The organism is Mesorhizobium sp. M1348 (genome assembly GCF_040317925.1).
In the GTDB taxonomy this organism is placed as follows: Bacteria; Pseudomonadota; Alphaproteobacteria; order Rhizobiales; family Rhizobiaceae; genus Mesorhizobium.
Genome location: NZ_JAMYLH010000014.1, coordinates 71,554 through 97,257 on the forward strand (window position 1 = coordinate 71,554; position 25,704 = coordinate 97,257).

The 25,704-nt window shown below is 60.9% G+C and carries 27 protein-coding genes and 1 pseudogene; 16 read left to right on the forward strand and 12 right to left on the reverse strand.

Translation table 11 applies throughout. From position 1 onward, the window contains the following. Positions 1-5: 5 nt before the first annotated feature. From NKH13_RS22000 to NKH13_RS22035, 8 genes are all read right to left on the reverse strand, one after another. The gene (locus NKH13_RS22000; protein ID WP_352715752.1) at positions 6-1,019 is read right to left on the reverse strand and encodes a type II secretion system F family protein; all 1,014 of its coding nucleotides are present in this window, start codon (positions 1,017-1,019) and stop codon (positions 6-8) included. Between the two features lie 29 nt (positions 1,020-1,048). Beyond that, positions 1,049-2,557 carry a TadA family conjugal transfer-associated ATPase gene (locus tag NKH13_RS22005; RefSeq protein ID WP_352715754.1) on the reverse strand — a complete coding sequence of 503 codons (1,509 nt, stop codon included), beginning with the start codon at positions 2,555-2,557 and terminating at the stop codon, positions 1,049-1,051. A 29-nt stretch (positions 2,558-2,586) separates the two neighbouring features. Continuing rightward, a complete protein-coding gene (locus NKH13_RS22010; RefSeq protein WP_352914311.1) occupies positions 2,587-3,870 on the reverse strand; it encodes a CpaE/TadZ family protein in 1,284 nt (427 codons plus the stop codon). Positions 3,871-3,925: 55 nt separating this feature from the next. Then, the gene (locus NKH13_RS22015; RefSeq protein WP_352914314.1) at positions 3,926-4,660 is read right to left on the reverse strand and encodes a CpaD family pilus assembly protein; all 735 of its coding nucleotides are present in this window, start codon (positions 4,658-4,660) and stop codon (positions 3,926-3,928) included. Between the two features lie 14 nt (positions 4,661-4,674). Next, positions 4,675-6,201, reverse strand: coding sequence for a type II and III secretion system protein family protein (locus NKH13_RS22020; RefSeq protein ID WP_352715760.1), 1,527 nt, complete (start codon positions 6,199-6,201; stop codon positions 4,675-4,677). After that, positions 6,198-7,013, reverse strand: coding sequence for a Flp pilus assembly protein CpaB (gene cpaB, locus NKH13_RS22025; protein WP_023676931.1), 816 nt, complete (start codon positions 7,011-7,013; stop codon positions 6,198-6,200). Before cpaB ends, NKH13_RS22020 begins: the two co-directional genes overlap by 4 nt. A 189-nt stretch (positions 7,014-7,202) precedes the next feature. Next, the gene (locus tag NKH13_RS22030; protein ID WP_023676930.1) at positions 7,203-7,721 is read right to left on the reverse strand and encodes an A24 family peptidase; all 519 of its coding nucleotides are present in this window, start codon (positions 7,719-7,721) and stop codon (positions 7,203-7,205) included. Positions 7,722-7,870: 149 nt separating this feature from the next. Then, positions 7,871-8,041: a Flp family type IVb pilin gene (locus NKH13_RS22035; RefSeq protein ID WP_023676929.1), complete on the reverse strand. Its 171-nt coding sequence runs from the start codon at positions 8,039-8,041 to the stop codon at positions 7,871-7,873. Between the two features lie 346 nt (positions 8,042-8,387). Between NKH13_RS22035 and NKH13_RS22040 the strand changes: the two genes are divergently transcribed. From NKH13_RS22040 to NKH13_RS22050, 3 genes are all read left to right on the forward strand, one after another. Continuing rightward, on the forward strand, positions 8,388-8,810 hold the full coding sequence (locus tag NKH13_RS22040) for a pilus assembly protein N-terminal domain-containing protein (protein WP_352715763.1): 423 nt from the start codon (positions 8,388-8,390) through the stop codon (positions 8,808-8,810). 152 nt (positions 8,811-8,962) lie between these two features. Next, positions 8,963-9,523 carry a TadE/TadG family type IV pilus assembly protein gene (locus tag NKH13_RS22045; RefSeq protein WP_352464859.1) on the forward strand — a complete coding sequence of 187 codons (561 nt, stop codon included), beginning with the start codon at positions 8,963-8,965 and terminating at the stop codon, positions 9,521-9,523. 30 nt (positions 9,524-9,553) lie between these two features. Next, a complete protein-coding gene (locus tag NKH13_RS22050; protein ID WP_352914318.1) occupies positions 9,554-10,174 on the forward strand; it encodes a TadE/TadG family type IV pilus assembly protein in 621 nt (206 codons plus the stop codon). Here NKH13_RS22050 and NKH13_RS35675 read toward each other — a convergent pair. Continuing rightward, positions 10,126-10,400 (reverse strand): annotated as a pseudogene (locus NKH13_RS35675) (phosphate/phosphite/phosphonate ABC transporter substrate-binding protein); the annotation flags it as partial. The gene NKH13_RS22050 and the pseudogene NKH13_RS35675 overlap by 49 nt on opposite strands. A gap of 154 nt (positions 10,401-10,554) precedes the next feature. On the opposite strand from NKH13_RS35675, the gene NKH13_RS22055 reads away from it, so the two are divergent. The 9 genes from NKH13_RS22055 (at position 10,555) to NKH13_RS22095 (ending at position 20,108) form a co-directional block, all read left to right on the forward strand. Next, complete coding sequence (locus tag NKH13_RS22055) at positions 10,555-11,796, forward strand: phosphopentomutase (protein WP_352914320.1); 1,242 nt, start codon at positions 10,555-10,557, stop codon at positions 11,794-11,796. Next, positions 11,789-12,679, forward strand: coding sequence for a bifunctional DNA-formamidopyrimidine glycosylase/DNA-(apurinic or apyrimidinic site) lyase (mutM, locus tag NKH13_RS22060; protein ID WP_352914322.1), 891 nt, complete (start codon positions 11,789-11,791; stop codon positions 12,677-12,679). The genes NKH13_RS22055 and mutM overlap by 8 nt, the downstream gene beginning before the upstream one ends. Positions 12,680-12,706: 27 nt before the next feature. After that, entirely contained in the window at positions 12,707-13,480 is a 774-nt protein-coding gene (locus tag NKH13_RS22065; protein ID WP_352914324.1) for an enoyl-CoA hydratase, read from the forward strand. A 160-nt stretch (positions 13,481-13,640) separates the two neighbouring features. Beyond that, positions 13,641-13,907, forward strand: a complete 267-nt coding sequence (gene rpsT / locus NKH13_RS22070) for a 30S ribosomal protein S20 (RefSeq protein WP_023676922.1) — start codon at positions 13,641-13,643, stop codon at positions 13,905-13,907. An 839-nt stretch (positions 13,908-14,746) separates the two neighbouring features. Then, positions 14,747-16,294: a chromosomal replication initiator protein DnaA gene (gene dnaA, locus NKH13_RS22075; RefSeq protein WP_376702025.1), complete on the forward strand. Its 1,548-nt coding sequence runs from the start codon at positions 14,747-14,749 to the stop codon at positions 16,292-16,294. A 199-nt stretch (positions 16,295-16,493) separates the two neighbouring features. After that, positions 16,494-17,612: a DNA polymerase III subunit beta gene (gene dnaN / locus NKH13_RS22080; RefSeq protein ID WP_023676920.1), complete on the forward strand. Its 1,119-nt coding sequence runs from the start codon at positions 16,494-16,496 to the stop codon at positions 17,610-17,612. A gap of 26 nt (positions 17,613-17,638) precedes the next feature. Next, positions 17,639-18,787: a DNA replication/repair protein RecF gene (recF, locus tag NKH13_RS22085; protein ID WP_352914326.1), complete on the forward strand. Its 1,149-nt coding sequence runs from the start codon at positions 17,639-17,641 to the stop codon at positions 18,785-18,787. Positions 18,788-18,861: 74 nt separating this feature from the next. Next, positions 18,862-19,623: a molybdopterin-synthase adenylyltransferase MoeB gene (locus tag NKH13_RS22090; RefSeq protein WP_352715781.1), complete on the forward strand. Its 762-nt coding sequence runs from the start codon at positions 18,862-18,864 to the stop codon at positions 19,621-19,623. Next, positions 19,620-20,108 carry a GNAT family N-acetyltransferase gene (locus NKH13_RS22095; RefSeq protein WP_352715782.1) on the forward strand — a complete coding sequence of 163 codons (489 nt, stop codon included), beginning with the start codon at positions 19,620-19,622 and terminating at the stop codon, positions 20,106-20,108. Before NKH13_RS22090 ends, NKH13_RS22095 begins: the two co-directional genes overlap by 4 nt. 64 nt (positions 20,109-20,172) lie before the next feature. Here NKH13_RS22095 and NKH13_RS22100 read toward each other — a convergent pair whose 3' ends face one another. Beyond that, the gene (locus tag NKH13_RS22100; protein WP_292654007.1) at positions 20,173-21,174 is read right to left on the reverse strand and encodes a 2-hydroxyacid dehydrogenase; all 1,002 of its coding nucleotides are present in this window, start codon (positions 21,172-21,174) and stop codon (positions 20,173-20,175) included. Between the two features lie 155 nt (positions 21,175-21,329). Between NKH13_RS22100 and NKH13_RS22105 the strand changes: the two genes are divergently transcribed. Beyond that, on the forward strand, positions 21,330-21,887 hold the full coding sequence (locus tag NKH13_RS22105; RefSeq protein WP_352914330.1) for an SH3 domain-containing protein: 558 nt from the start codon (positions 21,330-21,332) through the stop codon (positions 21,885-21,887). Between the two features lie 82 nt (positions 21,888-21,969). On the opposite strand, the gene NKH13_RS22110 is transcribed toward NKH13_RS22105, so the two are convergent. Both NKH13_RS22110 and irrA read right to left on the reverse strand, forming a co-directional pair. Next, positions 21,970-22,329, reverse strand: a complete 360-nt coding sequence (locus NKH13_RS22110; RefSeq protein ID WP_352715784.1) for a DUF4260 domain-containing protein — start codon at positions 22,327-22,329, stop codon at positions 21,970-21,972. Between the two features lie 10 nt (positions 22,330-22,339). Then, complete coding sequence (irrA, locus tag NKH13_RS22115; RefSeq protein ID WP_352715786.1) at positions 22,340-22,771, reverse strand: iron response transcriptional regulator IrrA; 432 nt, start codon at positions 22,769-22,771, stop codon at positions 22,340-22,342. Positions 22,772-23,011: 240 nt separating this feature from the next. Here irrA and fabA point away from each other — a divergent pair, with 240 nt between their 5' ends. The 3 genes from fabA (at position 23,012) to fabI (ending at position 25,699) form a co-directional block, all read left to right on the forward strand. Continuing rightward, entirely contained in the window at positions 23,012-23,530 is a 519-nt protein-coding gene (fabA, locus tag NKH13_RS22120; protein ID WP_352715788.1) for a 3-hydroxyacyl-[acyl-carrier-protein] dehydratase FabA, read from the forward strand. A gap of 122 nt (positions 23,531-23,652) precedes the next feature. After that, complete coding sequence (fabB, locus tag NKH13_RS22125; RefSeq protein ID WP_352715790.1) at positions 23,653-24,873, forward strand: beta-ketoacyl-ACP synthase I; 1,221 nt, start codon at positions 23,653-23,655, stop codon at positions 24,871-24,873. A 13-nt stretch (positions 24,874-24,886) separates the two neighbouring features. Then, the gene (gene fabI / locus NKH13_RS22130; protein ID WP_352715792.1) at positions 24,887-25,699 is read left to right on the forward strand and encodes an enoyl-ACP reductase FabI; all 813 of its coding nucleotides are present in this window, start codon (positions 24,887-24,889) and stop codon (positions 25,697-25,699) included. Positions 25,700-25,704 lie beyond the last annotated feature (5 nt).

Sequence of the window (25,704 nt, forward strand, 5' to 3'; positions counted from 1 at the left end):
GAGTCCTAGACTTCGAAGTTCATCATCTTGCGCATTACCAGGACGCCCATCGACATCCAGATGCCGGAACAACCGAGGATCAGATGGCCGGTGCTGGTGACGAAGAGGGGCATGATGTAGTTCGGGCTCGTCAAATAGACGAGAAAGGCGACGACGAAAGGCAACGCGCCGATGATCACGGCGGATGCCTTGGCTTCCATGGACAACGCCTGGACCTTGGCTTTCATTTTCTTGCGGTCGCGAAGTACACGCGAAAGATTGCCCAGCGCTTCGGAAAGATTGCCGCCGGCCTGAGACTGGATCTGGATGACGATGCCGAAGAAGCTCGCCTCGGTGCACGGCATCGTTTCGGGCATGCGCATGGCCGCGTCGGGGATCGACAAACCCATTTGCTGCGAATCGACTATGCGGCGGAACTCGGTCTTGACCGGTTCGGGGGATTCGTTGGCGATCAGGCGCACGGCATCGTTCAGCGGCAGGCCGGATTTTACCGCACGCACGATGATATCGAGCGCGTTCGGAAATTCGTTGAGGAACGCCTTGACGCGGTGCGCGCGGCGAAACGAGACGAACCAGCGGGGGAGACCCAAAACGCCGACCAGCAGCGCAGCCGGCAAGACCAGCAACGGTGCGCCGATGAAATAGACAAGAGCCGTCAAGACGATGCCGCAGACCGCCGAGTAGACATAGAAGCGCTCAAGCGAGATCTTCATGCCGGCCTGACGGATTTGGATCTTCAGCGGTGGTTTCTTGACCAGGCTCTGATTGGACTTTTGCTTTTGATCGAGATCCTTCAGCGAATCCTGGACGGACTTGCGACGCTTGGCCGCTTCCGCCACGCGATCGCGCGAAGCCTTGACGACGGAACGATCCGTCTCGGCGGTCTTGATCGATTCAAGCCGCTTGCCGACCTGCTTCTCGGTGCTGATCCGGTTGAACAGGAAAGCATAGGCCACAGCGCCGGCGCTGAAGCCGGCGAGCACGACGAATGCCAATGCGGTGCCGTCAATTCCGAACATCGACCCTGGCCCCCAGGCTTCCAGACGGATCAGTCAGCGCGTTTCTCCATTGCCTCTAGCGCAACGGCGAGGCGCTGCTCCTCGCCGTAATAGCGGGCGCGCTCCCAGAAATGCGGACGGCCGATGCCAGTCGACACGTGCTCGCCCAGCAGCCTGCCGTTCGCGTCCTCGCCCTTGATGTTATAGAGAACGATGTCCTGGGTGATGATGACGTCACCCTCCATGCCGATCACCTCGGTGATGTGGGTGATGCGCCGCGATCCGTCGCGCAGGCGTGCAGCCTGTATGATCACGTCGACGGAGCCGACGACGATTTCGCGCACGGTTTTTTGCGGCAGCGTGTAGCCGCCCATGGCGATCATCGACTCTATACGGTTGAGGCATTCGCGCGGGCTGTTCGAGTGGATCGTTCCCATCGAGCCGTCATGGCCGGTGTTCATCGCCTGCAGCAGGTCGAACACTTCGGGTCCGCGCACTTCGCCGACGATAATACGTTCGGGGCGCATGCGCAGACAGTTCTTGACCAGGTCGCGCATGGTCACTTCGCCCTCGCCTTCGAGGTTGGGCGGACGGGTTTCGAGACGCACCACATGTGGCTGCTGCAATTGCAGCTCAGCTGAGTCCTCGCAGGTGATGACGCGTTCCTCGCGGTCGATATAGTTGGTCAGACAATTGAGCAGCGTCGTCTTGCCTGAGCCGGTACCGCCCGAGATGACAATGTTGCAGCGGACACGGCCGATGATCTTGAGAATCTCGGCCCCTTGCGGCGAAATCGAGCCGAACTTGACCAGCTGGTCGAGCGTCAGCTTGTCCTTCTTGAACTTGCGGATGGTAAGTGCGGTGCCGTCGATAGCCAGGGGCGGTGCGATGACGTTGACACGGGAGCCATCAGGAAGACGCGCATCGCAGATCGGGCTTGATTCATCGACGCGGCGGCCGACTTGGCTGACGATACGCTGGCAGATGTTGAGGAGCTGCTGGTTGTCGCGGAAACGGATGCCGGTCTGCTCGACCTTGCCGTTGACTTCGATGTAGACGTTCTTGGAGCCATTGACCATGATGTCGGCAATATCGTCGCGAGCAAGCAGTGGCTCCAGCGGCCCGTAGCCCAAAACGTCGTTGCAGATATCCTCGAGAAGCTCTTCCTGCTCAGCGATGGACATCGCGAAATTCTTGATCGCGATGATGTCGTTGACAATGTCGCGGATTTCCTCGCGCGCGCTTTCGGGATCGAGCTTGGCGAGCTGCGACAGATCGATCGTATCGATGAGTGCGGCGAAGACCTGGCTTTTGGTGTCGTAGTAGGTTTCGCTCTTTTGGCGCTGGATAGTTTTCGGCTCCGGGGCCAATGGCGGCGGCTCGACCGCACGGCGAACCGCCGGCGCGGCAGGCGCGCCGGATGGCGGCAGCGCCGCCGGCCTGGCAGTGACAGCAGCTTCCACAGGGTTCGCGGCCGCCGGCGCAGCAGGTGCGGGTGCTGGCTGACGGAATTCCGGAATGGTCCGGTTGCCGTCGTCGCTGCCTCTTTTACCAAACATGATCGCTTACCAATTCCACCGCTGAGGCATCACTTCTTGTTGCGCGAAAGCTTGCCGATCAGGTTGCCGAGCCCAGCCTTTTTCTTCACCTTGATTTCGCTGCGCCCTGTCAGCACATGGGCGATCTCGTTGATCATGGCGACGACCGGACTCTTGGCATCCATTTCACCGAGCATACGTCCATTGTTGGCAGCATTTCCGAACAAAAGCGGCTCGAACGGGATGATCGACATCGGCGAAAGGCCGAGCGATTCGGAGAAGTCGGACGGCGTAATCTCGGGACGTTTCGGCACACCGGCCTGGTTGATTACAAGCTTTGGCGCAGGATCGTTCGGACGAAGCCGCTTCAGCATGTCGACCAGGTTCTTTGTGTTTCGCAGATTGGCCAGTTCGGGCGTCGCCGTGATGACGATCTCGTCGGCCTTGACCAGCGTGTTCTTGGTCCAGCCGGCCCACACGTGGGGAACATCGAGCACGAGGAGCGGCGCGCTACGCTGGGCTATGTCGATAAGCTGGGTGAAGGCGTCAGGATCGAAATCGTAGACCCGCTCCAGGGTCGAAGGTGCCGCAAGCAGCGACAGGTGCTCGGCGCATTGGGCGAGCAGCCGGTCGAGATAGACCTCGTCGACGCGTTCCGGCGAGAAGACCGCCTCGGCAATGCCTTGCGCCGGATCCTGGTCGAAATTGATATTGGCCGTTCCGAAAGCGAGGTCGAGATCGGCGATAACCACTTCGGATTTGAAAAGGGACGACATGGCCCAGGCCACATTATGGGCAATGGTCGAGGAGCCGACGCCGCCCTTGGCGCCGATGAAGGCAATCGAGCGGCCGATCGGCTCAGCTTCCGGATCGACGAAGATCGAAGACACCACGCTGACGATGTCGGCCATCGATACGGGCGCGATGACATATTCGGAAATGCCCGAACGGATGAGTTCGCGGTACAGGCCGACATCGTTGTAGTGGCCGACAACCACCACCTTGGAGGTCGGATCACAATGCTCGGAAAGCTGGGCGAGTTGTTCCAGCAACAGCTTCGGCTCGCTGCGCGATTCAAGCAGGATCATGTTCGGTGTCGGCGCAGACTGATAGAATTCGATGGCGGTGGGGATGCCCCCCATATGCACCTTCAAATGTGCCTTGGCCATGCGGCGATCCTCGCCGGCGCGCTCGACCGGATTGGCTACGCCTTCGGTCTCGCAAAATGCCTGGATCGAAATGCGCGGGATCGGCCGCAACGCCTGCATCGCGGCAATATCCTGCTCCGAGGTTTCGCCGCCCGGTACCTCTGTGTCATAGGCAAGATTGCTCATTGTCATCACTTTCCGTGACTTGCGCGGCTTAGGGTTTGTTGAGCCTCAACACTCGTTAATATTCGACTTCCGAATTGCCGAGGAATTCGTCCGAAATACCTCTGTCACGATAGACGTCGATCACCGCGCCGCGATTTTCCGCGTCGATCGGCGTCGGCTTGCGTGGCCCGATCAGATCGGCCGGATTGGCCATCTGGGCAGCCAGGTTGTTCTGATACGAACAGCCGAAATCGGCATAGTGCTTGTTTTCCGAAGTCTGCAGCAGGTCTTCGGGCCAGCGCCCGCATCTATCCGTCTGAGCCTTAACCGAGACGTAGGCAACACGGACCGGTGCGGACGCTTCGGCCGAAACAGACTGATAGGATCGCATGGCGATCCGCTTCCGGCTGATGCCGCTCGCTATGGCTAGCCTGGCGAAATCGCGGCCGGCCGCGGCCGCTGCGATTTCGTTGGCCGAGCCACTCGGAATCTCGATCGTCAGTACCGGAGCTGCGCTCCTGTCGTACCCGTCCAGAAAGCCCAGGAGCGTGTCGCGCTGGAACCTGGTCATGCCGCGGTCGCCGGCGCCGACCGGAAGGTCGATCTTCTGGATCTTCTCGGCGATGACGATCGGATGGGTGGTGCGATAATCGTCAGGTATGGCACCCACCGTGACGCTGTCGCGATTGGCGCAGCCGGCCAGCAATGCCGCCACCGCGATCGCCATGATGGGAACGGCCGGCCGCCAGATTCGCGAATGGACGGACTGTATCGCGGTGACCGCCCTTGCCTTCGATACTGACTGAGACATGTCCACTTCCCCGCTTACTTGTAGATGAAGCCGACAACGCCGTGATAGCGGCCGTTGGGCTTGTCGGTCTGCATGGTGCCGTAGACACGGTTGACGCGGCCAAGGAAAATGCCGGCGCCATCGCTGGCGGCGTTGAAATTGTCATCCGGCTTGGCAAGATCGTTGCGCGCCACCGGCTTCACCAGATAGGGCGTAATGATGATGACGAGCTCGGTCTCGTTGCGGACGAAATCCCTGCTGCGGAACAGCGCGCCAAGCACTGGAATCTTTGTCAGACCAGGCAAGCCGTTGACGGCTTGCCTGAGATCGTCGCGGACAAGGCCGGCAATCATCATCGAGCCGCCCGAAGGCAGTTCCACTGTTGTGTCGGCCAAGCGCTTGCGGAGCGACAGGGCATTCATGCCCGGGCTTGTTACGCCTTCGGACAAAGACACAGACCCCTCCGTTGTCGGCTCGGAGACCGAGGTTCTGACTTTCAGGCTGATGCGGCCGGGAGACAGCACCACCGGCTGGAATTCCAGGCCAATGCCGTATTCGATCTTCTCGACCGAATACGTCTTCAGACCGGTCTGGTTATCGTTGGATACGGCTTGGGAAACGCTGGTCACCATGTTGTATTCGCCGCCAACCTTGAAGGTCGCCTTCTCGCCAGATACGGCCGTCAATGTTGGTTCGGCGAGGGTTTTCATGACGCCGGACTGTTCCATGGCATTGATGTAGGCCTGCAGCGTCGAGCTGCCGATAGAGAGGCCCGAGTTCGACAGCGACTTGCCCAAACCAGTGAAATTGTCGCTTACCGCGCCCCAACTAATGCCGTTGCTGCTGCCGTTGCCGACCATGTTGACGCCGAGCTGCTTCATCACCGAGCGGCTGACTTCCGCGACCGTCACCTTCAGCGTCACCTGGTCGTCGCCGATAATCTGCAGCAGGTTGACGATCTTGCTGACGCGGCGCTCGGCATCCGGGTTATCGATCGCGACGCCGGCTTCAGCCGAACCGCCGGCAGCGGTCTGCGAATATTGACCCGTGGTCGCCTCGCCGCCGGACACGAAAATGGTTGCCAGATCGGCCGCGCGCTTGGCGTCCAGAGGAGTGTCCACGGTTCCGGTCAGAACGACGTTGTCGTTCAGCAACTCGACCTTGACCTCCGATGACGGGATGAAGCGCTTGATATAATCCTCCAGCCCGGCGACATCACGTTCGACCGCCAGGTCGAGGCTGACGATCTGCTCGCCATTCGGGCCAAAGACGAAGATGTTGGTCTCGCCGACCGCCTTTCCGAACAGATAGATACGCCGGGCGGTGCGGGTCACCGCGTCGGCTACAGCGGGGTTGGCGACGAGAATATCATAGGCATCGCTCGGCAGGTCGATGACCACCGATTTGTTGAGCCCGAGCTTGACCCGCTGGGTGGCAGTCGAAGCCGTGACCCTGGCATTGTTCGCCGCACTGGCATCGAGGATGCCATATGCATTCGTTCCAAGGAGAAACAGGCCGATCGCCGCAGCCAGCGTGAGCGGCAGTTTGGTTTTTAGACTCATTTCCTTGCCCCCACTTCGGAAACTTCGCCCGACTTGATCAACCGCACCGTTCCGCGCCGGCCATTGCCGGAAACCAGGTAGTCGGCTTCGCCCACATTCTTGTCCTGACTGTCCTTGATCGAGCGCAGCGCCAGAGTCAGGCGATCCGCCATCTGCTGTGCGACGGTGATGATCTCGGACTGCTGCGGCGTCAGTTCCAGGGTGGCGGTCTGGCCAACCCTGGTCTTCTTGCCTTCCTCGTCCTCCTGAATGGTCTGGTCGATCGCCAGGACGCGAATGTTCTTCAGGATAGTTTCGGTCGTGAAGCCCGGACCACCGCCATTGGCGGGATCGGCTCTGCGGGTCATGATGACGTCGACGAAATCGTTGGGAAGAATAAAGCCGCCGGCCGAGGTGTCCGCCGAGATGCTTGTGGCGACGGCCCGCATGCCGGAGGGCAGGATCGACGACATGAAGCTTTGCCCTTCACCGATCAGCTTCGAGCGCCGCAGCGGCTCGCCGGCGTACAGCGCCACGCGGGCGACGGCGCCCTTCAGCTTGTCCAGCGCTTCAGGCTCGGCGGCGCGGGTGATGAAATTTGCGTTGATGCCGGCGGACGGCCATGACTCCCAGGAAATGTTGTTTTCAAGCGGACTGCCCATCGGAACGTCGCCGGAAAGGACCAGCACATCCTGCAGCGCGATCGCCGGCGCCTGAGGACCGGAATCGACAACCGGAGGCGGCGGAGCCACGACCATGTTCTTCGCGACATAGCCTGCACCACCGGCCGCGGCTATCGCCACGCTCAGAATAATCAATCGGGATGCTGGCATCTGTCCGAACCTCGCCTTGGCAAACCACGTAGCCAAGCCGGACTTTGCAGCGGCAATCGTCAAAACAAGGTTAATGTTATACTTACGATCGTGATTAATTTAACGTTTACATAAATTAGAGCGACAGGCCCGGCCCGAAGGAAAACGTGGCCAACTCGCCTGCTCGGCGCCAACGGCATAAAGCGAAATTCAGCCCGCCAGCCTGGTAAGTGCCCAGGCCATCAACGGCGAGTCGGAATAGGTGAGCAGACCGCCAATGCCAAGCGCGATGCCGTACGGAACGCCGGTCGCCTCATCGGCGAAATGGCGCAGGAACGGATTGTGGCTTGTGACGGCGGCAAGCGGCGATTTTCGATAGGCGAGGATGGCTAGCGTCAGCAGGCCGCCGATGAATGTCGAGGCGACGAGGTACTCGATGAGATGGATGTTCAGTCCCATCCACATGGCAGTGGCGGCCAGAAGCTTGGCGTCGCCGCCGCCCATGCCGCCCAGCGCGAACAGGCCGAACGTCACCGCGAGAACCAGGCCGGCGGCGGCGAAATGCCAGCCATAGGTGGCCCAGTCCATGCCGGTCAAAGGTGCAACCAAGGCGAAGACAACCACAAGCAACACCGGCACGCGATTGGCGATCGTCATCGAAAGCATGTCCGAGATCGCGGCAAAAAGCATGCAGAACGGAAACACGACGAAGATCACGGCTTCAAGCATCAGCGCGTCTATGACCAAATTGCATCTGGCCCCCAGCCTAGTCCTATTCGATTAATGATTGACGAGGCCTAAATTTCAAATCACGCCGGGACTAAATAAGGGCCGCCAGTGCGGCGGCCCTTATTTGAGAACAACCGAACCTGTTACGGTCAGCTACCGTTCACCTTAGTGGAGATGGCGGTGAACTTGGCGTTCAGCGAGTTGCCGAGCTGGCCGGCGCCGACCATGATGGCGAGTGCGATAAGAGCGGCGATCAGACCGTATTCGATAGCGGTCGCGCCGGATTCGTCCTTCACAAAACGTGCGATGAGGTTAGACATTCGAGCTCCTACTCCAATTGTTACAGCACTTCCGTCAACTTCTCTTGGTGGTTGATCGGATGCTGCAAATCTAAGGAGAAGCTGTTTCAATCGGCTTAATAAACAGGCTTACCGATTCCTTTCCCGCTTCGACGACATTGCGTGGTTAACCCAGAACTAAAATACCCGCCGCTGGGCCCACGGGGTGACAAAAGGGCGCAAAAGGCGCAATTCGGCAAAGACGTTCCAGCCGTGCCGGCTGAGCCCAAATACCGGTTCCGGCTTAATCCTGAACTCCAGCCGCTTAACGGTTGGTTCACCAATCTCGTTCATGTTCTGTTGAACAGTTTGCCAGGGGAGCGCCTCAATGGCCGGGCCGAGATCATCATTTCCAGTTGCCGTGCTTTTTGCCGCAGCGGCTTTCGCCGTTCCAGCCAAGGCCGGCGCCGGCATCGAGGTGACGATGAACCAGGCAAAGATTATCAAATTGTCGCGCGCCGCCGATACGATTGTCGTCGGCAATCCGGCGATCGCCGACGCCTCCGTGCAGGACGCATCGACGATCGTACTGACCGGCAAGGGATTTGGTGTCACCAATCTCGTCGTCCTCGACCAGGAGGGCAACCCGATCGTCGATGAGCAAATAACCGTCGTGCGCCAGGCAGCGTCGTCGGTGCGCATCTATCGGCGTTCCGAAGTACAGACCATGTCCTGCGCGCCATATTGCGAAAGCTCGTATAAGAGCGATGCCGAGAAGGCCTCTGAAGCCGAAATGAGCGCCGGGCATTAGCTAGCCGACGTCTCCGCCTTTGGCGGGAACGTGCTTCGGTTATCGCCGGGTTAAGGCCTTCCCGTTGAATTTAACGGTCATTCCAACCGGACTTCAATCGGTTCCGACTAAGGGTGGGACCGATACAGAAGCGGCATCGGCGTGTAGAGAACATGAGCAAGGCAGGACGAGCAGGTTTTCCCGGACGGTTTTTGGGCGACCGACGCGGAAGCACGGCGATCGAATTCGCCATGCTTGCAATTCCTTTCGCGCTTCTTGTCTTCGCCATCCTGGAGAGCTGCATTTCTTTTGCCGCACAGGAAGTGATGGCAAACGCCACAGACGACATCGCGCGCCAACTGCGTACCGGCCAACTAAGACCGGCCGATGTGTCCGGGACCAAGCTGCGGGACATGATCTGCACAAAATTGGAGATCATGGTTGCCAGCACCTGTCCCGGATTGCTGGTGGATTTGCGCGAATATCCGACCTTCGCCGATGCGGCGCTGGCCGGTTTCAAGATCCAGGATGGCGATGTCGTGCTGACCAAGGGCACGAGCACACAGACCTTCACCGTCGCACCTGGCCTGGCGGAGTCGAGAAACATGCTGCGGGTTTTTTACAAATGGCCGGTGATGACCGACTTCATGGCCAAATCGATGGCCAACCTGAAGGACGGCAAAACGCTGCATTTTGCTTCGATCACTTGGCAGAACGAGCCGTTCGACAACTGAACCACGTAGTCGCTTGAAAAGGGCAAAGCCATGATTCGTGCGGGGGCACAGCTGGGCATCGCAGGGATTTGTACAAGAGTAGTCCGGCTTTGCTCGGACCGCCGCGGTATTGCGGCTGTCGAGTTTGCCCTCATCGTGCCTGTCCTGTTGATCATGTACTTTATGACAATGGAGGCCTCGCAAGCCATCGAGACCAGCAAGAAGGTCAGCCGCATCGGCAGCATGGTAGCGGACCTCGTCACGCAGCAGCAGACCATCAAGGCGGCCGATGTCGATGCCATCATGGCGATCGGCAGTTCCACGCTTCAGCCCTACAACCGCTCGAAACCGAAGATCATTATCACGGCGATACAGGTGACGAACGAGACGACGCCGAAAGTCCTGGTCGTGTGGTCGCGCAAAGTGGTCGATGGTGTCTCTAGCGTCGACGCCGTCAAGGATTCCACCACAACGGTCCCGAGCGCGCTCAAGATCAAAGGCACTTTCCTCATTCGGGTCGAAAGCGATCTCGCCTACAAGCCAATCATCACCTGGTCGGCGGACGGCCAAAGCCGGTTCGGGTTGAGTTCGGTCTTCAATTCGATATCGATGGCGGAAACTTATTATCTGCGGCCGCGCCGGAGCCCGACCATTCCGTGTAGCGATTGCTGACGCCTGAAGCCCGCCAACCGGGCTGTTGCTAATGCTTGCGACCGCGGGCCGAGACTAGGCGCACGATGGCCGCAGCCAGCACATAGTCCCTCGGACCGGCAACGGCGAACCCGCCGGAGTGTCTCTGCTCCAGAAGATCGTAAATGTCCGGCGCGGTTGATCTGAGATTGGTGAGAAACACGGTGAGCCGGCGCTTGGCTTCGGGGTCCAGATCGCTGCGGACGGCTCCACGCCGCGCATTTCCATCGGCAGATCGACCATGCCGCGATTCGTCTCTCTCGGACCAGCACGCCAAGCCGTGCTGTTTGGGTTTCCGAATTGCCAATGGCGGCGCGGAACCCTATGTCTGAGCCAACACACAGGCAATGATGAACCTTTCAATGGCACGCGCCTTCCTTTTTGTCCTTGACTCTTTCGGCATCGGCGGCGCGGCCGATGCCGAACTCTATGGCGACACCGGCTCCAACACGTTCGCACACATCGCGCGGGCCTGCGCGGAAGGCCGCGCCGATCGCGAAGGCCTGCGTGACGGACCCCTTCTCGTACCAAACATGCTCGCGCTCGGCCTCGGCCAGGCCGCGGCAACGGCGACGGGTTTCAGGTTCGAGAATGGCGGCAGTGCCCCGCTTGCCGCCGCCTTTCACGGCGCGGCCCAAGAGGTTTCGAGCGGCAAGGACACGCCATCGGGCCATTGGGAGATAGCCGGCCTGCCGGTCCGTTTCGACTGGGGTTACTTCCCGGACACGATTCCCGCCTTTCCGGCCGAGTTGACCGAAGCAATGGTGCGTGAAGGGAAGGTGCCCGGCATCCTCGGCAATTGCCATGCTCCGGGCACCGAGATCATCGAACGGTTCGGCGAAGACCATATTCGCACCAGCAAACCGATCTGCTACACCTCGATCGACTCCGTCCTGCAGATCGCCGCGCATGAGGTCCATTTCGGCCTGGAACGGCTTTACGAGTTCTGCAAAGTGGTGCGCAGGCTCGTCGATCCGCTGAATATCGGCCGCGTCATCGCACGGCCGTTTATCGGTGAAATCGCCGCTACGTTCGAGCGAACGCATAATCGTCGCGACTATGCCGTACCGCCGCCGGAACCGACGCTGCTCGACCGGCTGACGGCGCGCGGCAGCCGGGTTATCGCGGTCGGCAAGATCGGCGACATTTTCGCCCATCGGGGGATCTCGGAAGTCCGCAAGGCTGCCGGCAACATGGCGATGTTCGACAAAGCGCTTGGTGCCATGGAAGACGCCCGCGACGGCGACCTCGTCTTCGCGAACTTTGTCGACTTCGACACCGAGTTCGGGCATCGGCGCGACGTTGCGGGGTATGCCGCCGCACTCGAAGCTTTCGACCGGCGCCTGCCCGAGGCATTCGCACGGCTGAGGCCAGGCGATCTGCTCATTTTGACCGCCGATCACGGCAACGATCCGACGTGGCGCGGCACCGACCACACGCGCGAGCGTATTCCGGTTATCGGGACACGGCCGGGTTTCAAAGGCGCAGACGTCGGACTGAGGACAACATTTGCCGACATCGGCGAAACCGTGGCCGAACATCTCGGGCTGGCGCGCGGCCGTCACGGCACCTCCTTCCATGCCGCGATAGGTGGCCATGCCTGAGCTACCGGAGGTCGAGACAGTCAGGCGCGGTCTGCAGCCGGCCCTTGAAGGTGCCCGCATTGTCGGTGTCGAGGCACGCCGGCCGGACTTGCGGTTTCCGTTCCCCGAGAGATTTTCGGAGCGGCTGACCGGCAAGACGATTGCGGCGCTCGGCCGCCGTGCCAAATATCTGACGATGCACGTGGACAACGGCCCGGTTCTGATCTGCCATCTCGGCATGTCGGGGTCGTTTCGCATCGAAACGGCCGACGAGAGCGCAACGCCCGGCGCGTTCCACTACGAACGTTCGAAAAACACTGCTCACGATCACGTCGTCTTCGAAATCGTATCACCTGCCGGCGTCCGCTCTCGCGTGATCTTCAACGACCCGCGCCGCTTCGGGTTTATGCTGTTTTCGGAAGGCGAGCCCGACATGCATCCGATGCTGGCGGGATTAGGCGTCGAGCCTACGGGCAATGCACTGGACGGCGCGCTGCTCGCTTCGTTGCTGAAAGGTCGCAAGTCACCGCTGAAAGCGGCACTTCTGGACCAACGGCTGATCGCCGGGCTAGGCAATATCTACGTCTCGGAAGCGCTTTGGCGGGCCGGCCTGTCGCCGCTGCGCGAAGCGGGCACCCTCGCGAGAGCCGGCAAGAAAGCCAAAGAGCAGAGCGAAAGCCTGGCCGAAGCAATCCGCTCGGTCGTCGCCGATGCGATCGCCGCCGGCGGCTCGTCGTTGCGCGATTATATGCAGACCGATGGATCGCTGGGCTACTTCCAGCATTCCTTCGCGGTTTACGATCGCGAGGGGGAAGCCTGCTCCAAGCCTGGTTGTCGCGGCCACATCGAGCGTATCGTGCAAAGCGGTCGCTCGACTTTCCACTGCCGGACCTGTCAGGCTTGAACCAGAAGCGAGGAGGAGGAGCAAAGCATGGGCTACGAAACCATCATCGTCGAAACCCGCGGCAAGGTCGGGCTGATTACGTTGAACCGGCCGCAGGCGCTCAATGCGCTGAATTCACAAGTGCTGGCGGAACTGGTCGCGTCGGTGAACAGCATGGGCGCAAATGCAGACATCGGCGCCATGGTCATCACTGGTTCGGACAAGGCTTTCGCGGCAGGTGCCGATATCAAGGAAATGCAGTCGATCTCCTACGTGGATGCCTATCTGCAGGATTTCTTCGTCGGCTGGGAAGAATTTACGCGGGCACGAAAGCCGATCATCGCGGCGGTGGCGGGCTATGCGCTGGGCGGCGGCTGCGAACTGGCGATGATGTGCGATTTCATCATCGCCGCCGACACCGCCAAGTTTGGCCAACCCGAGATTACGCTGGGCGTCATGCCTGGCATGGGCGGATCGCAGCGCCTGACCCGCTTCGTCGGCAAGTCGAAGGCGATGGATATGTGCCTGACGGGGCGGATGATGGACGCAGCCGAGGCCGAGCGTTCCGGCCTGGTCTCGCGCGTGGTGCCAGCCGGCGAGTTGATCGAGGAAGCGCTTAAGGCAGCGGCCAAGATTGCTAGTTTTTCCTTGCCGTCGGTGATGATGGCAAAGGAGGCCATCAACCGCGCCTATGAGACGACGCTCACCGAGGGTCTGCGGTTCGAGCGCCGGCTGTTTCATTCGCTGTTTGCGCTGGATGACCAGAAGGAAGGCATGGCGGCCTTCACCGGCAAGCGGAAGCCGAATTTCACGAACCGATGAGATGACGAAGGCGCCGGTCAAAAAGAAAGCGCTGCAGCGTTGACGCGCCGGAAAAGCTGAACTATAAGCCGCACCAACCGAGGCGGCCCTGTGGCTGCCCGTTTGTTTTTTGCGCCCTGCGGTATCCCGCAAGCGCCCACCAGATCAGAAGAGAGGCACCATGGCCAATACCTCCTCGGCCAAAAAGGCAACGCGCAAGATCGCCCGTCGCGCAGCGATCAACAAGAACCGCCGCTCCCGCGTCCGGACCTACATCCGCCAGGTCGAAGAGGCGCTCGCGGCTGGCGACAAGGCGGCCGCACAGGCTGCCTTCAAGGTGGCCGAGCCGGAATTGATGCGCGCCGCGACCAAGGGCGTGGTGCACAAGAACACGGCATCGCGCAAGGTGTCGCGGCTGGCCCAACGGGTCAAGGTGCTGTCAGCCTAATATATCCATTCCTGAACTGCGCTTCTTCAAACCCGGCCAATCGCGCCGGGTTTTTTCGTTTGCCGGCAAGTACTTAAAAGAAAGCCCGCAAAACGGCGCTCCGCGAGCATTTCAAAGTTCGAAATGCTTTGCCGGCATATACATGCCCGCTCATATTCGGAGCCTCCGAAACCGCCAATACGAAAATTTCCGAGCGTCACAGATTACCGTTTCTTTTCAGAAGCTTACCGATGGTGATCCACAGCTTGTTCACATCAGCTGCAGCCGATAGGCGACAATTGGCTGTCAAGTGAATTATTTCAGAAAATTTCGCGTTGTGTGGCCTTTTTCATATTCGCCGGAAAAGGGTTTGAATCACAATGGCTTTGTCAAAATCAACTGTTGCAGCATGGCGTTCGAAACGTCCCTTGCTAGTCAGATTCCTTAAAAATCCGTTAGGGGTGGCCTTGCCCTATCCACAGCGATTTCGGTAATGTCTGTCCATCGAAGGGACGGGCCCTTGGCCCTTGACCAGCCTGAAACCGGCCAGCTCAAATTGGCAGAGTTTACAGCGCGGATTCAACTCCGCGGACGGGGTTGGTTTGTCTTTTCGATACGGTAGGGGACTGGCGTAATTGTACATGGCAGGTCGACGGTGCGCCGGCGGTTTTTCGCCGGACGGCATTTTGTTGCCCTGACATGACCAAAGCGGATCGGCTCTTCGGCGCCGGACCGACAAGGAGGCGATTCATCAGCCGGCGGCGGCGATGGTGTCGCAGCGAAGACACGGTCGCCGGAAACATGGATGCAGGAGGCGCATCCCCGGCGGAAAACAGGTACAAGAGACAAGGAACTCGATCATGCAGAGCGGCGGCATCGAAAGGGAGCTTACAGGCGACCTCCCATTTCCTGGAACGTTAATCGGAAGGAACGACATGGCGGCTTCCAATGAAGCTGAACAGAAGTTCGATCGGGTCAAGGCCCAGCTAAAGGCGCGTCTGGGAACCGAGGTCTATTCGAGCTGGTTCGGGCGCATGAAGGTCGCTGAATCCTCCAAGGGCATTGTTCGCATCTCGGTGCCAACCGCATTCCTGCGTTCATGGATCAACGGCCACTATCTCGATCTCATCACCGAGTTGTGGAAGCACGAGGATCCGGAGATCCTCAAGATCGAGATCGTCGTTCGTACCGCCACACGCCAGGGCCGCAACAGCGTCGAGCCAGAAGTGGCCCCGGCGCGCAAGATGACCAGGCAGACGCAAACCGCGCTCTCTGCCGGCACGGCGAGCCCCAGCAGGGTCGAACGGGTCCCGGCACCCCGCCCGGGGATGCCGGCAGAGACCGAGTTCCGGCACAATGTGCTCGGTTCGCCGCTCGATCCACGCTACACTTTCACCTCCTTCATCGAAGGACCATCGAACCGAGTGGCTTTTGCCGCCGCCAAGGCGGTCGCGGAATCGCAGTCGAGCGCGGTGCGTTTCAATCCGCTCTTTCTTCACGCGACGGTCGGGCTGGGCAAAACGCATCTGTTGCAGGCCATCGCCGCAGAATCGCTGAAGCAGAATCCGAAATCGCGGGTCGTCTATCTGACGGCTGAGTATTTCATGTGGCGGTTCGCCACCGCGATCCGTGACAACAACGCACTGACGCTGAAAGAACAGCTGCGCGACATCGACCTCCTCATCATCGACGACATGCAGTTCCTGCAGGGCAAGTCGATCCAGCACGAATTCTGCCATTTGATCAACATGCTGCTCGACAGCGCCAAGCAAGTGGTGGTCGCTGCCGACCGGCCGCCGTCGGAATTGGAGTCGCTGGAGCCACGCGTCCGCTCGCGCCTCAATGGCGGCGTCGCGTTGGAAATGTCAGCCCCGGATTTCGCCATGCGCATCGGTATGCTCAAGCTCAGGCTGGCCACCGCCAAGCTCGACGATGCGTCGCTCGATATTTCCGAAGAGATCCTCAACCACGTCGCCCGCACGGTGACCGGCAGCGGGCGCGAGCTCGAAGGTGCCTTCAACCAGCTTTTGTTTCGCCAATCCTTCGAACCGCAGATCACCATCGACCGCATCGACGAGATCCTCGGCCACATCTATCGTTCGGGCGAGCCCAAGCGGGTGCGTATCGAGGACATCCAGCGCATCGTCGCGCGCCACTACAACGTGTCGAAGACCGAACTTCTGTCCAACCGGCGCACACGCACCATTGTCAAGCCACGGCAAGTCGCCATGTATCTGTCGAAGGTGATGACGCCGCGCTCGCTGCCGGAGATCGGGCGGCGGTTCGGCGGCCGTGACCATACGACCGTGCTGCATGCGGTGCGCAAGATCGAGGATCTTTCCGGTGCCGACAACACACTGGCGCAGGAACTCGAATTGCTGAGAAGGCTGATCAACGACCAGGCCTGACGGCCCGAAAAACCCCGGCTCGCGGACTTCGGCCTTTTTATCCCCAGAAAGCCCGCGCAGCCGGCCCGAACCGGTGGCGCGGGCTTGCGTTTGCCGGGTTTTTCCTGTCAGTTTACGCAGATTCTGAGCCTGTTCAGACCTTTCGCGGGGCGCCGCTTGCCGGAGACCCGTTCATTCATTCAAGCGAGCCTGTTTCGTCATGCGTGTTATCCTGGAACGGTCAAATCTCCTGAAGTCGCTCAACCATGTTCACCGAGTGGTCGAGCGGCGCAACACCATTCCGATCCTGTCGAACGTGCTGCTCAGCGCCGAGGGGGCCAGCCTTGAAATGAAGGCGACCGACCTCGACCTGGAGGTGACCGAAGCAACGCCGGCAAAGGTCGAACGTGGCGGGGCGACGACGGTCCCGGCGCATCTGCTCTACGACATCGTGCGCAAGCTTGCCGACGGCGCGGAGGTGGCGCTGAAGACCGACGAAGACGGCAACGCCATGACGGTGACGTCGGGGCGCTCGAGCTTCCGCCTGCAATGCCTGCCGCAGTCCGACTTTCCCGAACTTTCAGCCGGGTCGTTCTCGCATATTTTCCGGCTCGATTCCGTTGGACTAAAGGGCCTCATCGAAAAGACCCAGTTCGCCATCTCGACCGAGGAGACGCGCTATTATCTGAACGGCATCTATCTGCACACGCACGAGGCCGGCGGCAAGCTGAAGCTGCGCTCGGTCGCGACCGACGGCCACCGGCTAGCGCGCGCCGAGATCGATGCGCCGGCAGGCTCTGAGGGCATGCCTGGCGTCATCATCCCGCGAAAGACGGTCAGCGAGCTGCAAAAGCTGGTCGACGATCCCGATGTTGCAGTGACCACCGAGCTGTCGGACACCAAGATCCGTTTCACCATCGGCAGCGTCATCTTGACCTCCAAGCTGATCGACGGCACTTTCCCGGACTACCAGCGCGTCATTCCGACCGGCAACGACAAGAAGCTGATTATCGATCGTCAGAGTTTCGCGGCTGCCGTCGATCGCGTTTCGACCATTTCGTCCGAACGCGGCCGGGCGGTGAAACTTTCGATCGCCGAAGGGCAGGTCACGCTTGCGGTCAACAACCCGGATTCGGGCAGTGCCACCGAGGAACTGGCGGCCGACTATTCGTCCGATCCGATCGAAATCGGCTTCAACGCCAAATACCTGCTCGACGTTGCCGCGCAACTGACCGGCACGGAGGCGAAGTTCATGCTGGCGGATGCCGGTTCCCCGACGCTGATCCACGACATGGCCGACGAGACCGCGCTCTACGTGCTGATGCCGATGCGGGTGTAGGGCCCGAACGGGGCCATTTTGCTGTCGTGACCAGATCTGCAAAACCGCAGCAGACCTACATAAGTAAGCTCACACTTACGAATTTCCGCAACTATGCGGCGTTGGCAATCGACCTTGATCCCGGCGCTGTGGTTTTCTCCGGCGACAATGGCGCCGGCAAGACCAATCTGCTTGAAGCGATCTCGCTGCTCACGCCAGGCCGCGGCCTGCGCCGCGCACCCTATGCCGAGGTGGCGCGCGAAGGCGGCGACGGTGGCTTTGCGCTGCATGCTCGGCTTGATGGGCCGGAAGGCCAGGTTGAGATCGGTACCGGGATACCGGGCAGCGACGGCGAAGGCGGCAGGCGGGTGCGGATCAACGGCGCGGCGGCACGCTCAGCCGAAGACATGCTGGAATGGCTGCGCGTGGTCTGGCTGACACCGGCCATGGACGGCCTGTTCCCCGGGCCGGCAGCCGATCGTCGGCGCTTCCTCGACCGGCTGGTGCTGGCGATCGATCCCGGCCACGGCCAGCGCGCGCTTGACTACGAAAAGGCAATGCGCGGCCGCAACAGACTGCTCGCCGACGGTTCGCGTGACGGTGCCTGGTTCGATGCAATCGAGATGCAAATGGCCGAGACCGGCGTGGCAATTGCCGCGGCGCGTGCCGAACTGGTGCGCCTGCTCGCCGCCATGATCGACCGTCTGCCCGGCGACGGACCGTTTCCGCAAGCCGATATCGGCATCTCGGGCGAACTGGAAGGCGAAATCGGTATTTTGCCGGCCGTCGACGTAGAGGAACGGTTCCGTCGCGCGCTTGCCCAGGGGCGCGACCGCGACCGCACCGCCGGACGCACGCTCGACGGCCCGCACCGTTCCGACCTCGTGGTGCGCCACCGGCCCAAGGCGATGCCGGCCGAGCTCTGTTCGACCGGCGAGCAGAAGGCGCTGCTGGTCGGCATTGTCTTGTCACATGCGCGGCTAACCGGCGAAATATCGGGCATGACGCCGATCCTGCTGCTCGACGAGATTGCCGCCCATCTCGACGGCGGTCGACGGGCGGCCTTGTTCTCGATCCTGGAGGAACTGAACTGCCAGGCCTTCATGACCGGGACCGATGCCGCGTTGTTTGACAGCCTCAAGGGACGCGCGCAATTCCTGACCGTCGATCACGGCACAGTCAGGCCGACCATTTGAACTTGGTTCATGGCGCACTTCTGAGCGGCATGCATGGCGCTGACAAGCTTTCTCCTCCGCTATATGGTCCGGCGATGATCACAGCCGCCCTCACCGATGAAGAGCTCGAACGCTACGCCCGCCATATCGTGCTGCCCGAAATCGGCGGCGCCGGCCAGCAGCGGCTGAAGCGGGCGCGGGTGCTGGTCATCGGCGCCGGCGGATTGGGAGCGCCGGTGCTCGAATATCTCGCCGCCGCAGGGATTGGCACTCTGGGTATCGTCGACGACGACATCGTTTCGCTTTCCAACCTGCAACGACAAGTGATCCACGCCACGGGCGATGTCGGCATAGCGAAAACCGACAGCGCCAGAGCGGCGATCATCCGCATCAATCCAAACGTCGTCGTGGAAGAGCACAATTTCAGGCTGACCGTGGACAACGCCCCTGCTCTCATCGCCCGTTATGACATCGTCGTTGACGGCTCCGACAATTTCGAGACACGCTACGCGGTAGCCGACGCCTGCGCCGCCGAGAGCCGGCCGCTCGTGCATGCCGCCGTTGGCCGCTTCGACGGCTCGGTCACCGTGCTGAAGCCGTTCGAAACCGGCCCGGACGGCACGTTGAACCCAAGCTACCGCGATCTCTTTCCCGAGGCGCCGCCGCCGGGACTGGTGCCATCCTGCGCGGTGGCCGGCATTGTCGGCGCGCTGACCGGGGTCATCGGCACGCTGCAAGCAATGGAAGCGATCAAGCTGATCACCGGGATTGGCGAGCCGCTGGTCGGACGACTGCTGCTCTACGATGCGCTGGCGGCACGCTTCGACACGATCCGCTACAAGCGAACCAACCGGTGAGCCTGCCTGCCGACGTTTCCATCGTGCAGCTTGCGGCCGATTTCGACCGTTGGGACGAGGTCTTGGCACTTGTCCTGCGCGCCTTCGCCTTCATGGACGGGGTTATTGACCCGCCGTCCTCGGCGCATCGGCTCACCGTCGAAAATATCAGGGCTAAAGCGATCGAGGAGACAGCATTCCTGGCGCTGAAGCAAAGCGAGATCGTCGGTTGCGTCTTCGTCCTGAAGCGCGCAGACGACCTCTATATTGGAAAGCTCGCGGTCGAGCCGGCTCTTCAGGGACAAGGCGTTGGAAAACGGCTGATGCAGGCCGTCGAAGATCTTGCCCGTAGCCACAACAGGACCGCCATCGAGCTCCAGACCCGGATCGAGCTGATAGGAAATCACGCAGCCTTTGCCCGCCTCGGTTTTCGTGAAACCGAACAGACAGCGCACAAGGGCTACGACCGGCCGACCTCAATCACTATGCGCAAGGTGCTTTCGTAAGCCAACATTATCCAAAGACGAACGCGTGGTTGCCGCGGCAAGACCATGCCGGCATGATGGCAGGTCACGCCCGCAGCGGCAGCACGCGGTCGGGCGGGCGATGACCGTCGAAGAAGGCGCGGATGTTGATGATCACCTTCTCGCCCATGTCGATACGGCCTTCGAGCGTCGCCGAACCCATATGCGGCAACAGCACGACCTTGCCTTTGTGGGCGAGCTTCAGCAGCTTGCTGTTCAGCGCCGGCTCGTGCTCGTAGACGTCGAGGCCGGCGCCGGCGATCTTGCCGTCATGGATGAGCTTGACTAGCGATTCCTCATCGATGATATCACCGCGCGCGGTGTTGACTATGTAAGCTGACGGTTGCAGAAGCGCCAGCCGCCGTGCCGACAGCAGATGAAAAGTTGCCGGTGTCGATGGGCAATTGACCGAGATAATGTCCATGCGGGCGAGCATCTGGTCGAGGCTTTCCCAATACGTCGCTTCCAACTCGTCTTCGATTGCCGGCAGCACCCGGTGGCGGTTGTGGTAGTGGATCGAGAGGCCAAAGGCCTTGGCGCGCCTGGCGACGGCAGTGCCGATGCGACCCATGCCGACAATGCCGAGCCGTTTGCCCCAGATGCGCCGGCCGAGCATCCAGGTCGGCGACCAGCCCGCCCATTTCTTGTCGCCGGTCAGCACGTTGGCGCCTTCGGCCAGCCGCCGCGGCACCGCCAGCATCAGCGCCATGGTCATGTCGGCCGTATCTTCGGTCAACACGTTCGGCGTGTTGGTGACGGTGATCCCTTTCTTGGCCGCTGCCGCAACGTCGATCTTGTCGACGCCATTGCCGAAATTGGCGATCAGCTTGAGGTTGTCGCCGGCCTGGGCAATCAGCGCCGCGTCGATATTGTCGGTCACGGTCGGCACCAGCACGTCGGCCTCCTTGACCGCCGCCACCAGTTCCGGCTGCGTCATCGGCCTGTCCTCGACATTCAAGCGGGCGTCGAACAACTCGCGCATGCGGGTCTCGACTGGGTCGGGCAACTTGCGCGTGATGACGACGAGGGGCTTCTTTTTGCCTACCATTGTTTCCTCGAACCCGATCTCGTTGAGACCTCTTTAACCAAGAACGGCGAAACTGAGAGCCGATCGCGGTACTGGTCATCCATGTAACAAGCGGTTCCGCCGAAGACAAAGAAAAAGGGGCGAAGGCCGATGGGCCGGCGCCGAAAGGAACGAAAGTGTCTGGTTTCGCGTCGCTCCGCCTGACCCTCAGTGCAGCATTCCTCGGCGCTCTCATCCATAGCCCACTGGTGATGGTGCAAAGTGCCGCCGCACCCGCCCAGAGCGTCACGCTCGGACCAAGCGGCTTGCCGCTGCCGCGCTTCGTCAGTCTGAAATCCGGCCGCGTCAACTCGCGCGTCGGGCCGGGCGTCAATTATTCCGTCGACTGGATGTATATGAAGCCAGGCCTGCCGATGGAGATCATCCAGGAGTTCGATACGTGGCGCCGCGTGCGCGATGCGGACGGCTCGGAAGGCTGGATCAATCAGTCGCTGCTGTCGGGCCGCCGCACGGCGATCGTCGCGCCCTGGCAGCGCGGCAAGGACGCCCGCGTCAACCTCCTCGACGACCCGGCAAAAGATGCAGGCGTCATCGCGATCCTCGAACCGGGGGTGATGGGCACAATCAAGTCCTGCGATGGCCAATGGTGCGAAATGACCTTCGACGGCCATACCGGCTGGCTCGCCCAGTCGCTCGTCTGGGGTGCCTATCCCGGCGAAAAGGTCAAGAACTGACGTTTCCGAACCGGAGGTCGGGCCAGCGCTGTAAGCACCGGATCCGGCATTTTGTTTCGCTGATCTTCGGTTCGGGGATGGTTTAGCGGCCGATGCGGCCGAGATGGGTATCCTGGAAACTGCTCGACAGCTTCAAGCCATAGCCCAGAGCGCGGTCGATGGCGATGTGGGCGATCCAGATCAGCGCAACAGCTGTCGCCATTGCATTGTCAAAGACGTTGCCGACAAGCGCCAGCAGAACGGGCAAAATCAGTATGTGCATGGCGTTGTAGGCGACGGCCCCGACGCGCGGCCCGGCCATGTAACCCAGCATCGACAGGTCGGGCGCCAGAATGAGCACTGCAAATAGCCACCAGGAAACACCGGCGATTGCATAGAAGGCAAGAGCCGCCACCGCGACGGCAACCCATTCGAGCCGGAGCGTCAAATCCAGGAATTTCATAAGGCGCCGGTCAGTCGCAGCGTTTCGGACGCAGTCTCACCACGATATCGACATTGGCGATCTCCATGCCTTCCGGCGGTTCCGGCAGGTTGGAAACCATCACCGGGCCGCTGTCGATATCGAAGATCCTGTTTTCGCCCTCGATATAGAAATGATGGTGATCGGAGGTGTTGGTGTCGAAATAAGTCTTCGATCCCTCGACGGCAAGGATGCGCAGAAGACCGGCCTGGGTAAACTGGTGCAGAGCATTGTAGACGGTGGCCAGAGACACCGGCACGCCGGCGGCAAGCGCCTCCTCGTGCAGTTCCTCGGCCGAAAGATGGCGGTCGCCCTTGGCGAAAAGCAGATCGGCCAGCGCGATGCGCTGGCGTGTCGGCCTCAGACCGGCCTCGCGAACCCGCTTGTCCACAGCGACATTATCCTTCCGGCAACCCAGATCCATCTATCCGTCGCGCTCACAGTTCCGCCTCAGACACGTCCAAAATGGCAGAAATTGAGCATCTGCCGAAACTGGACGTGTCCTGACATATATTCTGTCGACCGAATGCGATCAATAGCGCGCATTGACCCGGGCAGACGGGCAGGTTAAGCGCAAACGCCGGTTTCCGGCCTGAAACAGATTGTGTTAGGAAACCACCGACAAGGGCGCCTATCGCCCGGGACGATCACGGGGACGAGATTGATGGCGGGTTCGAAATCCAGCTACGGTTACGAGGAATTGCTTGCTTGCGCCCGCGGCGAGCTGTTCGGACCGGGAAATGCGCAGCTGCCCTATCCGCCGATGCTGATGTTCGACCGCATCACCGAGATCAGCGAAACTGGCGGTGCGTTCGACAAGGGTTTCATCCGCGCGGAATTCGATATCAGGCCGGATTTGTGGTTTTTCGCCTGCCATTTCATCGGCAATCCGATCATGCCGGGATGCCTGGGCCTGGACGCCATGTGGCAGTTGACGGGGTTCTATCTCGGATGGCTCGGTGAACCCGGCAAGGGGATGGCGCTGTCGACCGGTGAGGTGAGGTTCAAAGGCATGGTCACGCCTTCGGTCAAGAAGGTGGAGTATGGCGTCGACTTCAAGCGAGTGATGCGCGGTCGGCTTGTGCTTGGCATCGCCGATGGCTGGCTGAAGGCAGATGGCGAGCCCATATACGCGGCAACGGATCTGAAGGTCGGTCTGTCCAAGCAACCGGCCGCCGTCTGAACGAAGACCCTACAGTACGACGTCTTGGACGTCTGATGGACGCTGTAGCACTTTAATTTTGCGCATGGTTCCGTTCCGGAAATTGATTTCAGGTTCGGAGTCCGCGCTGGAAGGAGTTGCGAATGAGACGGGTCGTAGTCACAGGTCTCGGTATCGTGTCGTCGATCGGTAACAATGCCAACGAGGTGCAGACCTCGCTGCACGATGCAAGGTCCGGCATCAGTTTCTCCGACTCTTTCGCCGAACATGGCTTCCGTTGCCGGGTGTGGGGCGCGCCGACGCTGGATCCATCGGGCATGATCGACCGTCGCGCCATGCGCTTCCTGTCGCAGGGTGCTGCCTGGAACCATGTCGCAATGGACCAGGCGATCGCAGACGCCGGCCTCGACGAGACCGACATCACCAACGAGCGCACCGGCATCGTGATGGGCTCCGGCGGACCGTCGACCCGTGCAATCGTCGAGGCGGCCGAGACGACGATCAAAAACGGCAGCCCCAAGCGGATCGGGCCATTCGCGGTGCCAAAAGCGATGTCGTCGACCGCTTCGGCGACGCTTGCCACCTGGTTCAAGATCCACGGCGTCAACTACTCCATATCATCGGCCTGCTCGACGTCTGCGCATTGCATCGGCAATGGCTACGAGTTGATCCAGTGGGGCAAGCAGGACATCGTCTTCGCCGGCGGCCATGAGGATCTCGACTGGACGATGTCGGACCTGTTCGACGCCATGGGCGCCATGTCGTCCAAGTTCAACGACAGGGCATCGGTCGCCTCCCGCGCCTACGACGTCGATCGCGACGGTTTCGTCATTGCCGGCGGCGCCGGCGTGCTGATTCTTGAAGAGCTCGAGCATGCCAAGGCACGCGGCGCCAAGATCTATGCCGAGATCGTCGGCTATGGCGCGACCTCGGACGGCTATGACATGGTGGCGCCGTCGGGCGAAGGCGCGGCGCGCTGCATGAAGCAGGCGCTCGCGTCGGTGTCCTCGCCGGTCGACTATATCAATACGCACGGTACCTCGACGCCGGTCGGCGACTCCAAGGAAATGGGCGCCATCCGCGAGGTGTTCGGCGAGAAGATGCCTTTCATCACGTCGACCAAATCGCTGACCGGCCATTCGCTGGGTGCGGCCGGCGTGCAGGAATCGATCTACTCGATCCTGATGATGCAAGGCGGCTTCATCGGCGAGAGCGCCCATATTGACAACCTCGATCCGGAATTCGAAGGCATGCCGATCGTGCGCAAGCGCATCGACGAAGCCAGGATCGACACCGTTTTGTCCAATTCGTTCGGTTTCGGTGGCACCAACGCTACGCTGATTTTCCAGCGCTATTCCGCATAAGGATTTGCCGACCATGGACGGATTGATGAAGGGCAAGCGCGGGCTTGTCATGGGTGTCGCCAACGATCATTCGATCGCCTGGGGTATCGCCCGCAAACTGTCCGAACATGGCGCGGAACTCGCCTTCACCTATCAGGGTGAGGCCTTCGGGCGCCGGGTCAAGCCGCTCGCCGAGAGACTGGGCGCATCCCTGGTGGTGCCTTGCGACGTAGAGGACAGCGCATCGGTCGCTGCCACCTTCGAGACCCTTGGCAAGGCGTGGGGCGGGCTGGACTTCGTCGTCCATGCCATCGGCTTTTCCGACAAGAACGAGCTGAAAGGCCTCTACGCCGACACCAGCCGCGACAACTTCATCCGCACCATGGTGATCTCCTGCTACTCCTTCACCGAGGTCGCCCGTCACGCCGCCACGTTGATGAAGGATAGCGGTTCGATGATCACGCTGACCTATGCCGGTTCGGTCCGCGTCATGCCGAATTACAACGTTATGGGCGTCGCCAAGGCCGGGCTGGAGGCCAGCGTCCGCTATCTAGCCAACGACTACGGCCCGCGCGGCATCAGGGTGAACGGCATATCGGCTGGACCGGTGCGGACGCTTGCGGGCGCCGGGATTTCCGACGCACGCCACATGTTCTCCTATCAGCAGCGCAACTCGCCGCTGCGCCGCACAGTGACCATCGACGAAGTCGGCGGTTCCGCGCTCTATTTGCTGTCCGATCTGTCCTCCGGCGTCACCGGCGAAATCCACTATGTCGATTCCGGCTATCACATCGTGTCCATGCCGACGCTTGACGAGTTGAAGCAGACCGACGGCGGGCGGGAATAGCGCGA

Bases quoted from the DNA above. Each gene is read 5' to 3' on its own strand.
- cpaB (WP_023676931.1), bottom strand. From the start codon at position 7,013: ATGCCAGCATCCCGATTGATTATTCTGAGCGTGGCGATAGCCGCGGCC.
- NKH13_RS22035 (WP_023676929.1), bottom strand. From the start codon at position 8,041: ATGTCTAACCTCATCGCACGTTTTGTGAAGGACGAATCCGGCGCGACC.
- fabB (WP_352715790.1), top strand. From the start codon at position 23,653: ATGAGACGGGTCGTAGTCACAGGTCTCGGTATCGTGTCGTCGATCGGT.
- NKH13_RS22010 (WP_352914311.1), bottom strand. From the start codon at position 3,870: ATGAGCAATCTTGCCTATGACACAGAGGTACCGGGCGGCGAAACCTCG.
- NKH13_RS22090 (WP_352715781.1), top strand. From the start codon at position 18,862: ATGATCACAGCCGCCCTCACCGATGAAGAGCTCGAACGCTACGCCCGC.
- NKH13_RS22040 (WP_352715763.1), top strand. From the start codon at position 8,388: ATGGCCGGGCCGAGATCATCATTTCCAGTTGCCGTGCTTTTTGCCGCA.
- fabI (WP_352715792.1), top strand. From the start codon at position 24,887: ATGGACGGATTGATGAAGGGCAAGCGCGGGCTTGTCATGGGTGTCGCC.
- NKH13_RS22110 (WP_352715784.1), bottom strand. From the start codon at position 22,329: ATGAAATTCCTGGATTTGACGCTCCGGCTCGAATGGGTTGCCGTCGCG.
- dnaN (WP_023676920.1), top strand. From the start codon at position 16,494: ATGCGTGTTATCCTGGAACGGTCAAATCTCCTGAAGTCGCTCAACCAT.
- NKH13_RS22065 (WP_352914324.1), top strand. From the start codon at position 12,707: ATGGGCTACGAAACCATCATCGTCGAAACCCGCGGCAAGGTCGGGCTG.
- NKH13_RS22100 (WP_292654007.1), bottom strand. From the start codon at position 21,174: ATGGTAGGCAAAAAGAAGCCCCTCGTCGTCATCACGCGCAAGTTGCCC.
- NKH13_RS22000 (WP_352715752.1), bottom strand. From the start codon at position 1,019: ATGTTCGGAATTGACGGCACCGCATTGGCATTCGTCGTGCTCGCCGGC.
- fabA (WP_352715788.1), top strand. From the start codon at position 23,012: ATGGCGGGTTCGAAATCCAGCTACGGTTACGAGGAATTGCTTGCTTGC.
- NKH13_RS22045 (WP_352464859.1), top strand. From the start codon at position 8,963: ATGAGCAAGGCAGGACGAGCAGGTTTTCCCGGACGGTTTTTGGGCGAC.
- rpsT (WP_023676922.1), top strand. From the start codon at position 13,641: ATGGCCAATACCTCCTCGGCCAAAAAGGCAACGCGCAAGATCGCCCGT.
- NKH13_RS22030 (WP_023676930.1), bottom strand. From the start codon at position 7,721: ATGCTTGAAGCCGTGATCTTCGTCGTGTTTCCGTTCTGCATGCTTTTT.
- dnaA (WP_376702025.1), top strand. From the start codon at position 14,747: ATGCAGAGCGGCGGCATCGAAAGGGAGCTTACAGGCGACCTCCCATTT.
- NKH13_RS22055 (WP_352914320.1), top strand. From the start codon at position 10,555: ATGGCACGCGCCTTCCTTTTTGTCCTTGACTCTTTCGGCATCGGCGGC.
- NKH13_RS22050 (WP_352914318.1), top strand. From the start codon at position 9,554: ATGATTCGTGCGGGGGCACAGCTGGGCATCGCAGGGATTTGTACAAGA.
- NKH13_RS22015 (WP_352914314.1), bottom strand. From the start codon at position 4,660: ATGTCTCAGTCAGTATCGAAGGCAAGGGCGGTCACCGCGATACAGTCC.
- mutM (WP_352914322.1), top strand. From the start codon at position 11,789: ATGCCTGAGCTACCGGAGGTCGAGACAGTCAGGCGCGGTCTGCAGCCG.
- NKH13_RS22020 (WP_352715760.1), bottom strand. From the start codon at position 6,201: ATGAGTCTAAAAACCAAACTGCCGCTCACGCTGGCTGCGGCGATCGGC.
- NKH13_RS22005 (WP_352715754.1), bottom strand. From the start codon at position 2,557: ATGTTTGGTAAAAGAGGCAGCGACGACGGCAACCGGACCATTCCGGAA.
- irrA (WP_352715786.1), bottom strand. From the start codon at position 22,771: ATGGATCTGGGTTGCCGGAAGGATAATGTCGCTGTGGACAAGCGGGTT.